Here is a 17,165-nt window from a genome sequence, read left to right as displayed (position 1 = left end):
GACCTGTCGCCAATACGCCAAATGGCCAGGGTCGTGGCCATTGTTTCGACATGTAGTTAAAAGTACTATTGCTCCGAGGGTGGGAGAGTCACTTACCCGCGGAGAACACATGCCGACTTTGCTGTTGATGCGGGGGGCCCGCTTCGCCCGCAGGATCCGCCTTCCCGATGGCGAGGTCCGGATCGGGCGCTGGGCTGGCAACGAGATCGTTCTGCCCAGCCCGGTGGTGAGCAAGGTGCATGCCGTGCTCAAGTGCCAGGGCGCTTTCGCGACCGTCAAGGACGCGCGCAGCACCAATGGAAGCTTCGTGAACGGGGCGCGGATCGACACCGCGCCGCTGCTGGACGGCGACCGCCTGCGCCTGGGCGACATGGAACTGATGTTCTGCGGCCGGGATGACCCCACGGCCGAGCTGGTGCCGAGCCGTGCGCTGCCGACGCCCGGGGAAGCCGCCGCGACCGACCTGGCCGTGCTGGAAGTGAGGAAGGAAAAGCCATCGACGGCCCGGCCGCCCCCGCGCAACCGCGCCCAGCCGGTGGCCGAGGGCATCGCCTTCACTCTCCCGATGCGCGGCCGCGAGGTTTCTGCGCTCATCACCTACGAGGCCCTGGCCCTGCACTTCGGCGTCTACGCGATCGGCGAGGATGGCTACAGCCGCGCCGTCGACGTCTACGAGGCGAACACGCTGGCCATCCACGTGGCGGCCACCTGCAGGTACCAGCAGTCGGCGCAGGAGCCGGTGGTGCTGCGCGCGCGCAATTTCTAGCACTGGCGCTCCTACCGGAGAACACCGCGGAACCGGCGTTGCCGGGCCGCTGGTGTGGCCCCCGGTGAGGGGGTTCGCGGACCACACGAAGTGGGGAGCCTGGGGGTGAGCTTCAGTGCGCGCCCGACGCCACCACCGGGATCTCGGTCGCCGGCGGCGTGTTGCGGCTGCGGCCGCAGCGCACGATGCCGTCGATCATGACCATGCCGATGCCGGGGATGTCGCCCATCTGAACGCTTTCGAGCAGCGTCCGGCCGGACGTGTGCTGCGCCCGGTCCATGAACACGAAGTCCGCCGCGCGGCCCGGCTCGATCAGCCCGCAGTTCAGCTTGCGGATGCGCGCCGTGTTGCCGGTCGCGAAGCAGAACACCAGCTCGGCCGGGATGTTGGCCAGCGAGGACAGCATCGACACCATGCGCAGGATGCCCAGCGGCTGCACGCCCGAGCCGGCCGGGCCGTCGGTGCCCAGGATCACGCGGTGCGGGCACTTGAGGTCCAGCGCCGCCTTGGCCGCGGCGATCGCGGTCCGCTCGTTGCCGTTGTGGACGATCTCGATGGCGCGCGCGGACTTCTCGCACAGTTCGCACACGTGCGCCTCCGACAGCGAGGTGTGGCCGCCGTTGATGTGGCCGATGACGTCGGCATCGGCCTCGAGCACCGTGTCCTTGTCGATGTAGCCCGAACCCGGCACCGACGGGCCGCCGGTGTGGATGGTGCTCTGGATCCCGTACTTGCGTGCCCAGGCCACCATCTCCTTGGCCTCGTAGCCGGCCTTCACCGTGCCCAGCCCGACTTCGCCCAGCAGGCCCACGCCGGCCTCGGCCAGTTCCTTGAAGTCGCTCTCGACCATGCCTTTCTCGATCACGGGTGCGCCGGCCAGCACCTTCACGCCGCCGGGACGGAAGTTGTCGAAGGCACGCTGGGCGGTGATGGCCAGCGCCTTGAGGCCGACGATGTCCTTCGGGCGGCCGGGGTAGTGCACCTCGCCCGCGGAGATCATCGTGGTGACGCCGCCGTTGAGGCTCGACTCGATCCAGTTGAGCTGGCTCTGGCGTGGCGTCCAGTCGCCGGCCACCGGGTGCACGTGACTGTCGATCAGGCCCGGGGCGACGCAGGTCTTCCTCGCATCGATGAGGGTCTGCGCGCCTTCGGTGTCGCAGTCCTTCTCCTTGCCGACGGCGACGATCAGGCCGTCGTTCACGACGATGGTGTCGGCGTCGAGGATGGGCTTGTCGAGGTCGCCCGAGAGCAGGAGGCCTATGTTCCGGATGACGACCTTGCCCGACTTTGCGGTGGCTGCGGCTTCTGCCATGGTTTTTCCTCGTGGGGGGTGGTTGCTGTGTCTTCTTCGGAGGCCCGTGCGTCGACCGTGCGCAGCACGGTCTCGATCACGAAGTCCTCCCAGTGCACGACCGCCTCCGGCGTCTCCAGCGGCTCGCCGAGGAAGGCGGTCAGCGTGTGGCGGTTGGAGGTGTAGAAGTAGCCGGTGGAGGCGATCAGCAGGTAGAGGTCGCGCGCCGCCACGTCCGCGCGGAACAGACCCTGCCGCACGCCGCTTTCCAGCAACTCCTGGATGATGGCGATCGCCCGCGACGAGTATTCGCGTGCCCGCAGCGACTTCGCGATGTGCCGGCCCTTGTGCAGGTTCTCGGTATTGAGCAGGGTGACGAACTCGGGGTTCTTGCGGTAGTAGCCCAGCACGAAGCGGATCACCGCCGCGAGCGCTTCGACGGGCCGGCTGGCATCGAGGTCCAGCGCGGCCTCGGCGTCGTCCATGCGGCGGTAGATGCCCTCGAGCACCGCGATGAACAGGCCTTCCTTGCTGCCGAAGTAGTAGTAGATCATCCGGTCGTACGAGTGGGCGGCCTTCGAGATCTTCTCGACGCTGCCGCCGTCGTAGCCGTACTTGGCGAACACCTTGGTGGCCGCGCGCAGGATGCTGTCGCGCGTGGCCTGCGCGGCCGCCTCGCGCACGCCGGTGCGGCGCGTGGCCGGCTTCGGTGCCACCCTGCGTCCCGCCATGGTCAGAAGCGGCCGCCGCCGGGCCGCCCCAAGGCGAGCCGCGCCGCTCCCTCGGGGGGTGGAGTTACACGGGCGAAGCCCGTGAAAAGCCGGGGGGTTGTCATTTCTCGGCGAAGGCGCGCTCTACCACGTAGTCGCCTGGGGTTGTCGTGTTGCCCTCTTTGAAGCCTCGTCCTTCGAGGATGTGCTTCAGGTCGACCAGCAGGCCGGGGCTGCCGCACAGCATGACGCGGTCTTCAGCGGGATTGAGCGGCGGCAGGCCCAGGTCGTCGGTGAGCTTGTTGGTCTCGATCAGGTCCGTGATGCGGCCCATGTTGCGGAACTCCTCGCGCGTCACGGTCGGGTAGTACAGCAGCTGCTTCTCGATCATCTCGCCCAGGAATTCATGCTTGGGCAGATGGTCGAGCACAAGGTCGTGGTAGGCCAGCTCATCGACCTGGCGCACACCATGCACCAGGACGACCTTCTCGTACTTCTCGTAGGTCTCCGGGTCGCGGATCACGCTCATGAACGGGGCGAGGCCGGTGCCCGTGCCGAACAGGTAGAGGCGCTTGCCCGGAAGCGTGTAGTCGATCAGCAGCGTGCCGGTGGGCTTGCGGCCCACGATGATGGTGTCGCCCACCTGGATGTGCTGCAGCCGCGAGGTGAGGGGGCCTTCTTCCACCTTGATGCTGAGGAACTCCAGGTGTTCCTCGTAATTGGGGCTCACGATGCTGTAGGCCCGCAGCAGGGGCTTGTTGTTCACCTTCAGGCCGATCATCGTGAAGTGGCCGTTCGAGAAGCGCAGCGCCGGGTCGCGCGTGGTGGTGAAGGTGAACAGGCGGTCCGTCCAGTGGTGGACGCTCAACACACGTTCTTCGCTGAATGCACTCATAGGAATCAGGGATGGTTAATGACGAAAGGGCGCACGGGCTGCGCCGGCGCGCGGAGCCGAACGAACATCAGTCTGCCGCAACCCCCCGATTGTCGGCGACACCTGAGGAAACACCATTGCCAGCCTCCGGTCTGTTTGCTACATTGCCTTTTCATGTAGTGTTTACCACATGAAATTGTAGGGAATGCTACACAAACGCCGATCCCGGCACAAGCGGGTTCCCGGCACATTTGTTGCACAGGCCCCAGGACTCAGCCCCCACGAATTCGAGAGAAGCCGCGATGACCGAACACTCCAAGACCGACGGAATGCCCAGCCTGGACATGACGCTCCCGCCCGACGTGTCGGGCCGTTCGCCCCTGCGCAACGAGCGCATGAGCACCAGCAAGGTCGAGTGCAATGCCTGCCCGGTGCTGTGCCAGATCTCCGAAGGGCGCACCGGTGCCTGCGACCGCTACGCGAATCGCGAAGGCGTGCTGGTACGGGTCGACCCGGTGCTGCTGCTGCGCCGTGAGCTGGGCAGCGAGTCGCCCGCCCTGGTTCCCTTCGCGCGGCCCGCGGCCGAGCCAGCGCCGGAAGGCGCGGAGCCCGACTGGAACGGCGATCTCCTTCATTCCGACGAGGTCTTCGTGACCGGCGTGGGCTCCTCCACCACCTACCCCGACTACAAGCCGGCGCCCTTCATCGTGGCCTCGAAGGCGCAGGGCGTGGACATGGTCACCGTCGTCACCGAAGGCATCTTCAGCTACTGCAGCTTCAAGGTGAAGATCGACACCGACCGCTTCCTCGGCGCCGAGCAGGCCAACGTGCGCTACAAGGGCGAGGTGGTCGGTCACGTGACCACGGCCGAATACGGCTCGCAGATGCTCTCGCTGGGCGGCGTGCACCACCTCACGGGCGGCAGCAAGAAGGAAGGCCGCCTCACCGCCGAGCTGATGCAGCTGCTGGGCAACAAGAAGGCGGTCGAATGCGTGATCGACGGTGGCGCCAGCATGGTCATCCAGGCCGGCCGCGCACCCATCGTCAACGGCGTGGAAGAGAAGCGCATGCGCGTGGGCTGCGGCTCGGCCGCCGTCGGCATCTTCGCGCGCCAGCTCTTCGGCCAGGCTGACGAGGTGGTGGTGGTGGACGACCACATCACCGGCGTGCTCACCGAGCACCAGGCCGGCCGCTGCCTCGACATGCCGCCCTCGGGCATCCAGATGCGCGGGCGCAAGTCCACGCCGGGGCGCTACTTCCAGGTGGCCAATCCGGGCAACGGCTGGGGCGGCACCGACATCGACGATCCGCTGTCCATCATCGAAGGCTGGGAGGAGGGCGTGGCCCGCCCCGGCCTGCGCCTGCTCATGACCTCCACCACCGGCGAGCATGCGCAGTGGTACGTGCTCGACGATCAGCTGCGTCCGGTCGAACAGGACATGCCCGATCCGGTGCGCCGCATCGTCGAGCGCATCGGCGAGAACTGCGAGCCCTCGCTGTGCACCGTGCTCTTCCTCGGCGGCGCCGGCGGCAGCCTGCGTGCCGGCGTGACCGAGAACCCGGTGCTGCTCACCCGCGCCATCAAGCGCGCACTGGTCAACGTGACCTGCGGCGGCGCGCCGGCCTATGTGTGGCCCGGCGGCGGCATCACCGTGATGGCCGACGTGCTGCGCATGCCCGACAACAGCTTCGGCACCGTGCCCACGCCCGCCATCGTCGCCCCGATCGAGTTCAGCATGCGGCGTGAGGACTACCAGGCGCTGGGCGGCCACATGGAGCATGTGTTCTCGCTCGAGCAGGCGCTGGCGCGCGGTGCCTGGCAGAACGACGGTGCGCCGCTGGCGCGCCAGTGGCTGCGCATGGACGCGGCCAATCCCTGGCCGCTCGGCCAGCCACCGATGCTGGGTTGAGGCAGGCGTGATCCGTGCGGCATCGTCCAGCGCCGTCCGTGCACTCGCTCGCACGGTGGTCCTTCTCCTCGCACTCGGCCTGGCCGGGTGTGCGGCGCCGACCCCGCCGCGCGCGGACGCGGCGGCCGGCATCGCGCTCAACAACCGCGGCCACGCGCTCGCGCAGCAAGGCCGCCATGCCGAAGCCGTTCCGCTCTACCGCGAGGCCCTGTCGCGATTGCCGGCCGACGACGCCGCGGGGGCCCGGAATCGCGCGTCCACGCTCAACAACCTGGGCGCATCGCTGGCTGCGCTCGGCGCCACGGCCGAAGCGATGCAAGCCTTCACGCAGGCGCTGCAATTGCGAGAGGATGTGCTCGGTCCGCAGGCGCCGCCGACACTGCTGTCGCGCCACAACCTCGGCATCGCGCTGGCCCGCCTGGGCCGGCCCCGGGAGGCGTGCGCACAAGCGTTGCCGGCGTGGCGCGGGCGCGTGCAGGTCCTGGGCGCCGACCATCCCGACACGCTGGCCAGCCGCCAGAGCGTCGAGTCGCTGCCGGATTGCCGTTGAGCGAGGCAATCATGAGCCGCCGGGCCGCTCCCAAGGCAAATACCGAAGCCGAAAGCGAAGGTCCTCCAATGAGTCAATTGCCCCCTTCCCAGGCAGCGCCCGGCGGCGCGCAGCGCCGACCGCTGGACGCGGGCCGCTGGCACTTCAACCATGGCCCGATCGACATCGTGGCCGAGGCGCACGGCGACGACGTCGAAGTCGCTGTCGCGCACGAGCTCGCCTGGCGGCGCTTCGGCACCGTGCTCGACGAGCTGGTGGCCGAGCTGCCGCTGCTGCGCCAGCCGGTGCGCGACGCATGCCCGCTGCAGGGCCCCATCGCACGCCGCATGTGGCGGGCCTGCGTGCCCTTCCGCGCCGCCTTCATCACGCCGATGGCGGCGGTGGCCGGCGCGGTCGCGCAGGAGCTGATCGCCTGCTACCAGCGCACCGGCATCGAGCGCGCCTGGGTCAACAACGGCGGCGACATCGCCCTGCATCTCGCGCCCGGCCGGTCGGCGCGCGTGGGCCTGTTCGCCGATCTGGCGCGCTTTGACCTGCGCGAGCGCGGGCCGCTCACCACCGACGGCCAATTCGAGCTGCGCGCCGAGATGCCGGTGCGCGGCGTCGCTACCAGCGGCTGGCGCGGGCGCAGCTTCTCGCTGGGCATCGCCGACAGCGTCACCGTCCTCGCGGGCACGGCCGCCGAGGCGGACGCCGCCGCGACCGTGATCGCCAACGCGGTGGACGTGCAGGACCCGGGCATCCATCGCCGGCCGGCGAACGAATGCAAGGACGACAGCGACCTCGGCGACATCCTGGTCACGGTCGACGTGGCGGCGCTCGCGCCTGCACAGGTGCAGCGCGCACTGGAGGCGGGCGCGGCACGCGCCAGGGATCTGCAGCGCGCGGGCCTGATCGATTCCGCCATGCTGGTTTGCCAGGGGCAGTGGCGCCTCGTGGAGCCCTTAAGCTCACCTTCGTCCGGCATTTCCGCCATCGCGAAACAGCCGCAGGCCGCTGCAGTTGGTTCAGTATTTGCTTAACGAAAAGCAGGACCGTTTCAATGATCGATATACGCCGTGTTTTCACCCAGGTCGAGACCATTCACCACGAGTTCGGCCCGCGTGCCGCGACGCCGCTGGTGCGTGGCGCCATCGCCGCGGTGCTGACCAATCCCTTCGCGGGCCGCTACGAGCCCGACATCCTGCCCATGATGAGCCTGCTCGACCCCGTGGGCGTGGACCTGGCGCACCGCCTCCATGCCGCGATGGACGTGCCGCTCGAGCGCATCTCCACCTATGGCAAGGGCGCCATCGTCGGTGCCGCCGGCGAGCTGGAGCATGGCGCGCTGTGGCATGTGCCCGGCGGCTACGCGATGCGCGAGCTGCTGGGCTGGAAGGGCGACCGCGCGGCCTACACCGCCGGCACGGTGGACGAGAAGAAGACCGGGCAGCCGGGCAACGCGCTGTCGATCGTGCCCTCCACGAAGAAGGTCGGGCCGCCCGGCGCGGCGCTCGACGTGCCGCTGACCAACATCAACGCCAGCTACGTGCGCGGCCAGTTCGACGCCATCGAGGTGCGCGTGCCCGGTGCGCCCGCGGCCGACGAGATCGTCTTCATCCTCGCGATGAGCACGGGCTACCGGGTGCACGACCGCGTGGGCGGCCTGCGGGCAGAAAACATCGCCAAGTGGGACGGACTGCGCTGAGGCGCATCACCTTCATCCAGAGACAACCAGGAAACAGAACATGAGCGCCAACATCCGCAAGCTCGTCGTGCAGATCGACGAAACCCGCAAGGAAATGGGCAAGACCATCGAGCCGCCCACCCGCCGCGCCGTGGCCATCGCGGTGATCGAGAACCCGTATGCGGGCCGCTACAGCGAATCGCTCGACGATCTCATCGCCATCGGCGAGGAACTCGGTGCACTGCTGGGACAGAAAGCCGTGAAGGCATTGGGCATCGAGCCCGGCCAGGCCCAGAGCTACGGCAAGGCCGCCATCGTCGGCGAGGCCGGCGAACTGGAGCACGCGGCCGCGATCCTGCATCCCAAGCTCGGCGCGCCGCTTCGCGTGGCGGTCGAGAAGGGCGCCGCGCTGGTGCCTTCGGCCAAGAAGCGCGGCACGCTGGGCACCGCCATCGACGTGCCGCTGGGCCACAAGGACGCCGCTTTCGTGCGCAGCCATTTCGACGCGGTCGAGGCCCGCGTGTCCGACGCGCCGCGCGCCAACGAGATCGTGGTCGCCGTCGCCGTCACCGACAGCGGCCGCCCCCTGCCGCGCATCGGCGGATTGCAGGTTTCCGAGATCAAGGGCGAAGACGGCCTCCGGTGATGAAGCTCTCCCCCAGGCTCCCCCACTTCGTGTGGTCCGCCAACCCCCTCTCCGGGGGCGCAGCCCGGCGGCCCGGCAAAGCCGGTTCCGCGGCTGCCCCCGAACGGCGAGTGCGCTGCGCGCACCGCGATGTTCCGACCGTTTGACCATTTCAACGAGGAGTTCCATATGACCATGCGTTTTGCCTTCAGGGCGGTTTCGCTCGCTGCTCTTGCCGTCGCGCTCATTCCGCTGGCGCGCGCCCAGGGCGTGATCAAGATCGGCGAGATCAACAGCTACAAGGCGCAGCCCGCCTTCCTCGAGCCCTACAAGAAGGGCATGGAACTGGCGGTCGACGAGATCAACGCGGCCGGCGGCGTCAACGGCAAGAAGATCGAGCTGGTCACGCGCGACGACAACGCCAACCCCGGTGACGCAGTGCGCGTGGCCGAGGAGCTGGTCTCGCGCGAGAAGGTGGACATCCTCGCGGGCACCTTCCTGTCGAACACCGGCCTGGCCGTCACCGACTTCGCCAAGCAGAAGAAGTTCTTCTTCCTGGCCGGCGAGCCGCTGACCGACAAGATCACCTGGCAGGGTGGCAACCAGTACACCTTCCGCCTGCGCCCCGGCACCTACATGCAGGCCGCGATGCTGGTGCCCGAGGCCGCCAAGCTCAAGAAGAAGCGCTGGGCCCTCGTGTACCCCAACTACGAGTACGGCCAGTCGGCGGTGGCGGCGTTCAAGAACCTGCTGAAGGCGGCGCAGCCCGACGTCGAGTTCGTGGCCGAGCAGGCCACGCCGCTGGGCAAGGTCGACGCCGGCAGCGTGGTGCAGGCACTGGCCGATGCCAAGCCCGATGCGATCTTCAACGTGCTCTTCGGCGCCGATCTCTCGAAGTTCGTGCGCGAGGGCAACACGCGCGGCCTGTTCAAGGACCGCGAGGTGGTCAGCGTGCTGACCGGCGAACCCGAGTACATGGACCCGCTGAAGGACGAGGCGCCCAACGGCTGGATCGTGACCGGCTACCCCTGGTACGGCATCACCACGCCCGAGCACAAGAAATTCGAGCAGGCCTACCAGGCCAAGTTCAAGGACTACCCGCGCCTGGGCTCGGTGGTGGGCTACAGCATGATCAAGTCGGCGGCAGCCGGCATCGCCAAGGCCAAGGGCACCGAGACCGACAAGCTGGTCGCGGCCTTCAAGGGCCTGCAGGTGGACACGCCCTTCGGCAAGATCACCTACCGGCCGGAGGACCACCAGTCGACCATGGGCGCCTTCGTCGGTCGCACCAAGAACGAGGGCGGCAAGGGCGTGATGGTCAACTACGTGTACCTCGATGGCGCCGACGCGAAATATCAGCCGCCGGTCGAAGAGCTGAAGAAGTCGCGCGCCAATGATTGACGCTCGCCCCCAGGCTGCGCGCACTTCGTGTCGCTTCGCCAACCCCCGGCCGGGGGCAACACCAGCGGCCCGGCGAAGCCGGTTCCGCGGTGTTCCCCGAACGGGCCTGGCTTTGCCGGCCGTGTGGCAGACCCGCGGGATGGAGTTCAAAGCTGAAGGAAATTAGATGAGCTTCTCCGGTTTCATCGTCCAGCTGCTCAACGGGCTGGCGAGCGCCTCTTCGCTGTTCCTGGTGGCGGCGGGGCTGTCGCTGATCTTCGGCGTCACGCGGATCGTGAATTTCGCGCATGGCTCGTTCTTCATGGTGGGCATCTACGTGGCCTACACGCTGGTCGAGAAACTGGGCACGGGCCTGGGTTTCTGGCCGGCGCTGGTGCTGTCGGCGCTGGCGGTGGGCGTGCTGGGCGCGCTGATCGAGGTGGTGCTGCTGCGCCGGATCTACAAGGCGCCCGAGCTGTTCCAGCTGCTGGCCACTTTCGCGCTGGTGCTGGTGATCAAGGACGCGGTGCTGTGGCTCTGGGGACCGGACGAGCTGCTCGGTCCGCGCGCGCCGGGGCTGTCGGGCTCGGTCACCATCCTCGGGCGCCAGTTCCCTTCCTACGACCTGTTCCTGATCGTGGTCGGCCCGGTGGTCCTGGGCCTGGTGTGGATGCTGCTCACGCGCACCCGCTTCGGCACCCTGGTGCGCGCGGCCACGCAGGACCGCGAGATGGTCAGCGCCCTGGGCGTCAACCAGGCCTGGCTCTTCACCGCCGTGTTCGCGCTCGGTGCCATGCTCGCCGGCCTGGGCGGCGCGCTGCAGCTGCCGCGCGAGCCGGCCACGCTGGAGATGGACCTCAACACCATCGGCGCCGCCTTCGTGGTGGTGGTGGTGGGCGGCATGGGCTCGATCCCCGGCGCCTATGCGGCCGCGCTGCTGATCGCAGAGATCAAGGCGATCTGCATCTGGCTCGGCGTGGTCGATGTCTTCGGCCTGAGCGTGTCCTTCTCCAAGCTCACCCTGGTGGTGGACTTCCTGGTGATGGCGGTGGTGCTGGTGTGGCGGCCCTGGGGCCTGTTCGGCCGGCCGCAGGCGCCGAGCCGCTACGTGGGCATGCAGGAAGAACCGTTGCGCCGCCCGAGCCGCGGCTACCTCGTCGCGGCAGCCGTCTTCGGGCTGGTGCTGGCAGCCGTGCCCTTCTTCACAGCCGACTCGCCCTACACCTCGGTGCTGATGATCGACCTGATGATCGCTGCGCTGTTCGCCACCAGCCTGCACTTCATCATGGGTCCGGCGGGCATGCATTCCTTCGGGCATGCGGCGTACTTCGGGCTCGGGGCCTACGGCGCGGCGCTGCTGGTGCGCGCCAGCGGCATGCCGATGGAGCTCGCGCTCATCCTGGCACCGCTGGTGGCGGCGGTCGGCGCCTTCGTCTACGGCTGGTTCGCGGTGCGGCTGTCGGGGGTGTACCTCGCGATGCTCACGCTGGCCTTCGCGCAGATCACCTGGGCCATTACCTATCAGTGGGACAGCTTCACCGGCGGCAGCAACGGGCTCACCGGCGTGTGGCCCGCGGCGTGGCTGTCGGACAAGCGGGTGTACTACTGGCTCACGCTGGCGCTCGTGGCGCTGGGCGTGCTGTGGCTGCGGCGCGTGCTGTTCTCGCCCTTCGGTTATGCCTTGCGGGCAGGGCGTGATTCGGCGCTGCGCGCGGATGCGATCGGCATCGACGTGAAGCGCATGCAGTGGGCCGCCTTCGTCATCGCCGGCCTGGCCGCAGGATTGGCGGGCGCGCTGTTCGCCTTCTCCAAGGGCAGCATCTCGCCCGAGTCGCTGAGTGTCGGCAAGTCGGTCGACGGGCTGGTGATGGTGCTGCTCGGCGGCATCCAGACGCTGGCGGGGCCGGTGGTGGGGGCCGTGACCTTCACCTGGCTGCATGACACCGTGGCGCGCAACACCGACTACTGGCGGGCGATGCTGGGGGGGATCATCCTGCTGCTGGTGTTGCTGTTCCCGCAGGGAATCGCCGGCTTCTGCAAGCAGTTGTTCGACCGGCGGCGTGGCGCGAAGCACCCCGGGTCGCTGGAAGAGGTGAAGGCATGAGCTTATTGAAGGTCACCGAACTCGGAAAATCCTTCGGCGGCGTCAAGGCCGTCGACGGCATCAGCTTCGACCTCGCCCCCGGCGAGCTGCTGGCCCTCATCGGCCCCAACGGCGCCGGCAAGTCCACCACCTTCAACATGGTCAACGGCCAGCTCAAGGCCGACCGCGGCTCGATCCTGCTCGATGGCGACGAACTGGTGGGCAGGAAGCCCCGCGAGATCTGGCGCAAGGGCGTCGGCCGCACCTTCCAGATCGCCGAGACCTTCGCCTCGCTCACCGTGGTGGAAAACGTGCAGATGGCGCTGCTGTCGCACGACCACAAGCTCTTCGCCACCTTCCGGCGCGCCGCCGACCACAAGCGCGAGGAGGCGCTGGCCCTGCTCGACCAGGTCGGCATGAAGGCCCAGGCCGACCGGCCCTGCAGTGTGCTGGCCTATGGCGACGTCAAGCGCGTCGAGCTCGCGATCGCGATGGCCAACTCGCCCAAGTTGCTGCTGATGGACGAGCCCACCGCCGGCATGGCGCCCAAGGAGCGCAACTCGCTGATGGCGCTGACCAAGCAGCTCGTGATCGACCGCGGCATGGCCGTGCTCTTCACCGAGCACAGCATGGACGTGGTGTTCGCGTACGCCGACCGCATGATCGTGCTGGCGCGCGGGCGCCTGATCGCGCAGGGCAAGCCGCTGGAGATCCGCGACCATCCCAAGGTGCAGGAGGTCTACTTCGGCAGCGGCAAGACCTTCGAGAAGATCGCCGAGAAGGCCGCGGCGGTGAACGCCGCGGTGGGAGCAGAAGCATGAGTTCACACGAGCAGCTGCTCGAGGCCAAGTCCCTGTGCGCCTGGTACGGCGCCGCCCAGATCCTCTACGACGTGGACCTCGAGGTCCGCCGCGGCGAGGTGGTGGCGCTGATGGGCCGCAATGGCGCCGGCAAGTCCACCACGCTCAAGGCGCTGATCGGCATGCTGTCCAAGCGCCGCGGCGCGGTCCGCTTCCTGGGCCACGACATCTCGAAGTGCGAGCCGCACCACGCGGCCAAGCTGGGCCTGGGCTTCGTGCCCGAGGACCGGCGCGTGTTCACCGACCTCACGGTGATGGAGAACCTCGAAGTGGGCCGCCAGGCCGCGCGGCGCTGGGGCGATGGCAGCGATGCGCCGCTGTGGACGCCCGAGCGCCTGTTCAAGCTCTTCCCCAACCTCGGCGAGATGCCGCAGCGACCGGGCGGACGCATGAGCGGCGGCGAGCAGCAGATGCTGACGGTGGCGCGCACGCTGATGGGCAACCCCTACCTCGTGCTGCTGGACGAGCCCTCCGAGGGCGTCGCGCCGGTGATCGTCGAGCAGATGGCCAACATGATCCTCGAGCTCAAGGCCCAGGGCGTGAGCATCCTGCTGTCGGAGCAGAACATGCACTTCGCCGAGCTGGTCTCCGACCGTGCCTACGTGCTCGAGAAGGGGCAGATCCGCTACCAGGCCTCGATGGCCGACCTCGCCACCAACGAGGAAGTGCGGCGAGCCTATCTGTCTGTATGAAGCTCTCCCCCAGGCTCCCCCACTTCGTGTGGTCCGCCAACCCCCTCACCGGGGGCGCACCCAGCGGCCCGGCACAGCCGGTTCCGCGGGTGCTCCCGAACGGGCCGGCTTCGCGGCCTGCGCATCGGTTTTTCACCACGAGGAGCGAATGACATGCATGACATGCAACGGAGAGTCTTTCTTCAGTCCACCGCGGCGCTTGGCTTGGCAGCCCTGTCAGCGCCGCTCTTCGCGGCCGCGAAGATCAAGCCCACGGACAAGTCGGCGCTGATCGTGGTCGACGTGCAGAACTGCTTCATCGACGGCGGCACGCTGCCCGTCAAGGGCGGGGCCGAGGTGGTGCCGGTGATCAACAAGCTCTCCACCGCCTTCGAGAACATCGTGGTCACGCAGGACTGGCACACCCAGGGCCATGCCTCCTTCGCCAGCGCGCATGCGGGGCAGAAGCCCTTCAGCAGCATCAAGCTGGCCTACGGCAACCAGGTGCTGTGGCCGGACCACTGCGTGCAGGGCAGCGACGACGCGGCGCTGCACAAGGACCTGAAGCTGCCCAGCGCGCAGCTCATCATCCGCAAGGGCTACCACAAGGGCGTGGACAGCTACTCGGCCTTCGAGGAGGCCGACCGCAAGACGCCCACCGGCCTGGCCGGCTACCTCAAGCAGCGCGGCATCAAGACGGTGTTCGTCACCGGCCTGGCCACCGACTTCTGCGTGGCCTGGACGGCGCTGGACGCGCGCAAGCACGGCTTCGAGGCCTACGTGATCGAGGACGCGACCCGCGCCATCGACCTCGACGGCTCGCTCGCCAAGGCCTGGAAGCAGATGCAGGCCAAGGGTGTCAAGCGCATCCAGTCCGGCGACGTCGAGGTCGGTGCCTGAGGAGTTCGCGCACCCGATGTCCGAGCTTGCCCTGAAGGTCAACGGGCGCGACGTCGCCTTGCCGGTCCCGGAGGCCGCCTCACTCCTGCACGTGCTGCGCAACGACCTGGGACTCAACGGGCCCAAGTACGGCTGCGGGCTGGGCCAGTGCGGCGCCTGCACCGTGTGGGTCGACGGCGTGGCCGCGCGGGCCTGCGTCATCCCGGCGCATGGCGTGGCGGGGCGCAGTGTCACCACGCTCGAGGGCCTGGGCACGCGCGAGAACTGGCATCCGGTGCAGCAGGCCTTCGAGCAGGCCCAGGCCGCGCAGTGCGGCTACTGCCTCAATGGCATGGTGATGCAGGCCGCCGCGCTGCTGGCGCGCGATCCGCATCCGGGCGATGAACGCATCCGCGCCGAGCTCTCGGGCAACCTGTGCCGTTGCGGCACCCACGTGGAGATCCTGGACGCGGTGCGGCGCGCCGCCGCGGCCATGGCAAAGGACGCCGCGTCGTGACCCGGCGTGCCGAGCAGCCGCGCCGCCGAAGCGATTTCCTGACGGCCCAGGGCGCGCTCGTCGTCGTGCGCGAGACGCCGCCCGCGCCGCCGGCCGCCAATGGCCAGCCCGCCGCGGTCCCCGGCAATCCCGCGGAGGGCCCCGAGATCCTGCTCGCGCTGTGGGACGACGGCAGCGTCACCGCGCTCAACGGCCACGTGGACCTGGGCACCGGCATCCGCACCGCGCTGGCCCAGGTGGTGGCGGAAGAGCTGGACCTGCCGCTCGCGCAGGTGCACATGGTGCTGGGCGACACGGCGCGTGCGCCCAACCAGGGCGCGACCATCGCCAGCGCCTCGCTGCAGATCCACGCCGCGCCGCTGCGCCTGGCCGCCGCGCAGGTGCGCGCCTGGCTGCTGGAGCAAGCCTCGGAGCGCTTCGGCGTGCAGCCCGCGCTGCTCGAGGTGCGCGAAGGCCGCATCCATGCCGGCGAGGACCCGGCCTTCAGCGTGGGCGTCGGCGAACTGGTGGCCGGCGGGCGCACCGTGCTGCAGCTCGATGGCGGCGCCCGCCTGAAGGACCCGAAGGACTACCGCATCGTCGGCACCGCGGTGCCGCGGGTGGACATTCCGGCCAAGCTCGCGGGCGAGCTGGTGTTCGTGCACGACATGCGCGTGCCCGGCATGCTGCATGGCCGCGTGGTGCGCCCGCCCTACGCGGGCGCGGACCACGGCGACTTCATCGGCAACACGCTGGAGTCGGTCGACGAAACCTCCATCGCCCACATCCCTGGCATCCGTGCGGTGGTGGTGATCCGCGACTTCGTCGGCATCGTGGCCGAGCGCGAGGAACATGCGGAAGAAGCGCTGCGCACCCTGCGCGTGCGATGGAAGGCCTGGCCCGGCCTGCCGGCGCTCGACGACCTGGAGGGTGCGCTGCGCGCGAATCCGGCGACGCAGCGGCTGCTGGTCGACGAGGGCCACGTCGACGAAGGCCTGGCCGGCGCCGCGCAGCCGATGCCGCGCACCTATGTCTGGCCCTACCAGATGCATGCGTCCATCGGGCCTTCCTGCGCGCTGGCGCACTGGCAGCCCGAGGGCGAGGCCGGCGTGCAGCTGCGCGTCTGGGCCGGCTCGCAGAACCCGCACGTGCTGCGCGCCGACCTCGCGAAGCTCATGGGCGTGGAAGACGTCGCGGTCGACGTGGTGCGCATGGAAGCGGCCGGCTGCTACGGCCGCAACGGCGCCGACGACGTGGCCGCCGACGCGGCCCTGCTCGCGCGCGCGGCCGGCGCGCCGGTGCGGGTGCAGCTCACGCGCGAGCAGGAGCATGCCTGGGAGCCCAAGGGCGCGGCGCAACTGATGCAGGTCAACGGCGGCCTCGACGCGGACGGCAACGTGGCCGCCTATGACTTCGAGACCTCCTACCCCTCCAACGGCGCTCCGACGCTGGCCCTGCTGCTGACGCGCACGGTCGAGCCGCTGGCCCAGGCCTTCGAGATGGGCGACCGCACGGCGCGCCCGCCCTATGCCTACGAGAACCTGCGGGTCAAGGTCAACGACATGGCGCCGATCGTGCGCGCCTCCTGGCTGCGCGGCGTCTCGGCGCTGCCCAGTTCCTTCGCGCACGAGTCCTACGTGGACGAACTGGCCACCGCGGCCGGCGTGGACCCGGTGGCATTCCGCCTGCGGCACCTGCGCGACCCGCGTGCGGCTGATCTGGTGCGCGAGACCGCGCAGAAGGCCGGCTGGCGCATGCGCACCGGCCCGCAGGAGAACGCGGACGGTGGCCTGGGGCCCGGCGGCGACGTGCTGTTCGGCCAGGGCTTCGCCTACGCCCGCTACGTGCACAGCAAGTGGCCGGGTTTCGGTGCGGCCTGGTCGGCCTGGGTGGCCGACGTGGAGGTGCACCGGACCACCGGCGAGGTGCACGTGCGCCGCGTGGTGGTGGGGCACGACGCGGGGCTGATGGTGAACCCGGCCGGGGTCGAGCACCAGATCCACGGCAACGTGGTCCAGACCACCAGCCGGGCGCTCAAGGAGCGGGTGCAGTTCGCGCCGAAGGCAGAGGCCGCCGTGGGCGAAATGCTGCCAGGGGTGCTGCCCACCGGCGTGGTCGCGAGCCGCGAGTGGGGCGGCTACCCGATCCTGAGCTTCCGCGAGGTGCCGGTGATCGAGATCGTGCACATGCAGCGGCCGGGCGAGCCGCCGCTGGGGGCAGGGGAGTCGTCCTCGGTACCCGGCACGGCGGCGATCGCAAACGCGATCTTCGATGCGACCGGGGTGCGCTTCCGGCAGCCGCCGTTCACGCCGGAAGTGATCCGTGCCGCGCTGAACCACCCGTCTCCACTCCCTCCCCCGCTGGGGGAGGGAGTGGAGACGGGTGGTTCAGCGCGGCACGGATC

The 17,165-nt window shown here is 69.2% G+C and carries 16 protein-coding genes; 13 read left to right on the top strand and 3 right to left on the bottom strand.

Annotation, left to right across the window (positions count from 1 at the left end; all coding sequences use genetic code 11):
* Nucleotides 1-109 precede the first annotated feature (109 nt).
* Nucleotides 110-766: an FHA domain-containing protein gene (locus tag A8M77_RS12220; RefSeq protein WP_086921770.1), complete on the top strand. Its 657-nt coding sequence runs from the start codon at nt 110-112 to the stop codon at nt 764-766.
* 112 nt (nt 767-878) lie between these two features.
* Here A8M77_RS12220 and A8M77_RS12215 read toward each other — a convergent pair whose 3' ends face one another.
* The 3 genes from A8M77_RS12215 to A8M77_RS12205 all read right to left on the bottom strand — a co-directional run bounded on the left by A8M77_RS12215 (nt 879) and on the right by A8M77_RS12205 (nt 3,662).
* Nucleotides 879-2,078, bottom strand: a complete 1,200-nt coding sequence (locus A8M77_RS12215) for an amidohydrolase family protein (protein WP_086921769.1) — start codon at nt 2,076-2,078, stop codon at nt 879-881.
* The gene (locus A8M77_RS12210; protein ID WP_086921768.1) at nt 2,024-2,788 is read right to left on the bottom strand and encodes a TetR family transcriptional regulator; all 765 of its coding nucleotides are present in this window, start codon (nt 2,786-2,788) and stop codon (nt 2,024-2,026) included. The genes A8M77_RS12215 and A8M77_RS12210 overlap by 55 nt, the downstream gene beginning before the upstream one ends.
* Before the next feature lie 100 nt (nt 2,789-2,888).
* Nucleotides 2,889-3,662, bottom strand: a complete 774-nt coding sequence (locus A8M77_RS12205; protein ID WP_086921767.1) for a ferredoxin--NADP reductase — start codon at nt 3,660-3,662, stop codon at nt 2,889-2,891.
* Between the two features lie 281 nt (nt 3,663-3,943).
* Between A8M77_RS12205 and A8M77_RS12200 the strand changes: the two genes are divergently transcribed.
* From A8M77_RS12200 to A8M77_RS12145, 12 genes are all read left to right on the top strand, one after another.
* Entirely contained in the window at nt 3,944-5,551 is a 1,608-nt protein-coding gene (locus A8M77_RS12200; protein WP_086921766.1) for a 6-hydroxynicotinate reductase, read from the top strand.
* Nucleotides 5,552-5,606: 55 nt separating this feature from the next.
* Nucleotides 5,607-6,101, top strand: a complete 495-nt coding sequence (locus tag A8M77_RS12195; protein WP_158100919.1) for a tetratricopeptide repeat protein — start codon at nt 5,607-5,609, stop codon at nt 6,099-6,101.
* Nucleotides 6,102-6,169: 68 nt separating this feature from the next.
* Entirely contained in the window at nt 6,170-7,123 is a 954-nt protein-coding gene (locus tag A8M77_RS12190; protein WP_086921764.1) for a UPF0280 family protein, read from the top strand.
* Nucleotides 7,124-7,143: 20 nt separating this feature from the next.
* Nucleotides 7,144-7,788, top strand: coding sequence for an amino acid synthesis family protein (locus tag A8M77_RS12185; protein WP_086921763.1), 645 nt, complete (start codon nt 7,144-7,146; stop codon nt 7,786-7,788).
* A 40-nt stretch (nt 7,789-7,828) separates the two neighbouring features.
* Nucleotides 7,829-8,413, top strand: coding sequence for an amino acid synthesis family protein (locus A8M77_RS12180; protein WP_086921762.1), 585 nt, complete (start codon nt 7,829-7,831; stop codon nt 8,411-8,413).
* Nucleotides 8,414-8,581: 168 nt separating this feature from the next.
* A complete protein-coding gene (locus A8M77_RS12175) occupies nt 8,582-9,793 on the top strand; it encodes an ABC transporter substrate-binding protein (protein WP_086921761.1) in 1,212 nt (403 codons plus the stop codon).
* 166 nt (nt 9,794-9,959) lie between these two features.
* A complete protein-coding gene (locus tag A8M77_RS12170) occupies nt 9,960-11,876 on the top strand; it encodes an ABC transporter permease (RefSeq protein WP_086921760.1) in 1,917 nt (638 codons plus the stop codon).
* The gene (locus tag A8M77_RS12165; RefSeq protein WP_086921759.1) at nt 11,873-12,676 is read left to right on the top strand and encodes an ABC transporter ATP-binding protein; all 804 of its coding nucleotides are present in this window, start codon (nt 11,873-11,875) and stop codon (nt 12,674-12,676) included. The genes A8M77_RS12170 and A8M77_RS12165 overlap by 4 nt, the downstream gene beginning before the upstream one ends.
* Nucleotides 12,673-13,407, top strand: a complete 735-nt coding sequence (locus tag A8M77_RS12160; RefSeq protein ID WP_086921758.1) for an ABC transporter ATP-binding protein — start codon at nt 12,673-12,675, stop codon at nt 13,405-13,407. The genes A8M77_RS12165 and A8M77_RS12160 overlap by 4 nt, the downstream gene beginning before the upstream one ends.
* 153 nt (nt 13,408-13,560) lie before the next feature.
* Nucleotides 13,561-14,286, top strand: a complete 726-nt coding sequence (pncA, locus tag A8M77_RS12155) for a bifunctional nicotinamidase/pyrazinamidase (protein ID WP_238136795.1) — start codon at nt 13,561-13,563, stop codon at nt 14,284-14,286.
* Between the two features lie 16 nt (nt 14,287-14,302).
* Complete coding sequence (locus A8M77_RS12150; RefSeq protein ID WP_086921757.1) at nt 14,303-14,782, top strand: (2Fe-2S)-binding protein; 480 nt, start codon at nt 14,303-14,305, stop codon at nt 14,780-14,782.
* Nucleotides 14,779-17,165: xanthine dehydrogenase family protein molybdopterin-binding subunit (locus A8M77_RS12145; protein WP_143694588.1), on the top strand; the 2,387-nt coding region annotated here is incomplete at its 3' end. The genes A8M77_RS12150 and A8M77_RS12145, both read left to right, overlap by 4 nt.

Source organism: Variovorax sp. JS1663 (assembly GCF_002157355.1).
Classification (GTDB): domain Bacteria; phylum Pseudomonadota; class Gammaproteobacteria; order Burkholderiales; family Burkholderiaceae_C; genus Variovorax.
This window is presented reverse-complemented; position numbering and strand designations above follow the sequence as displayed.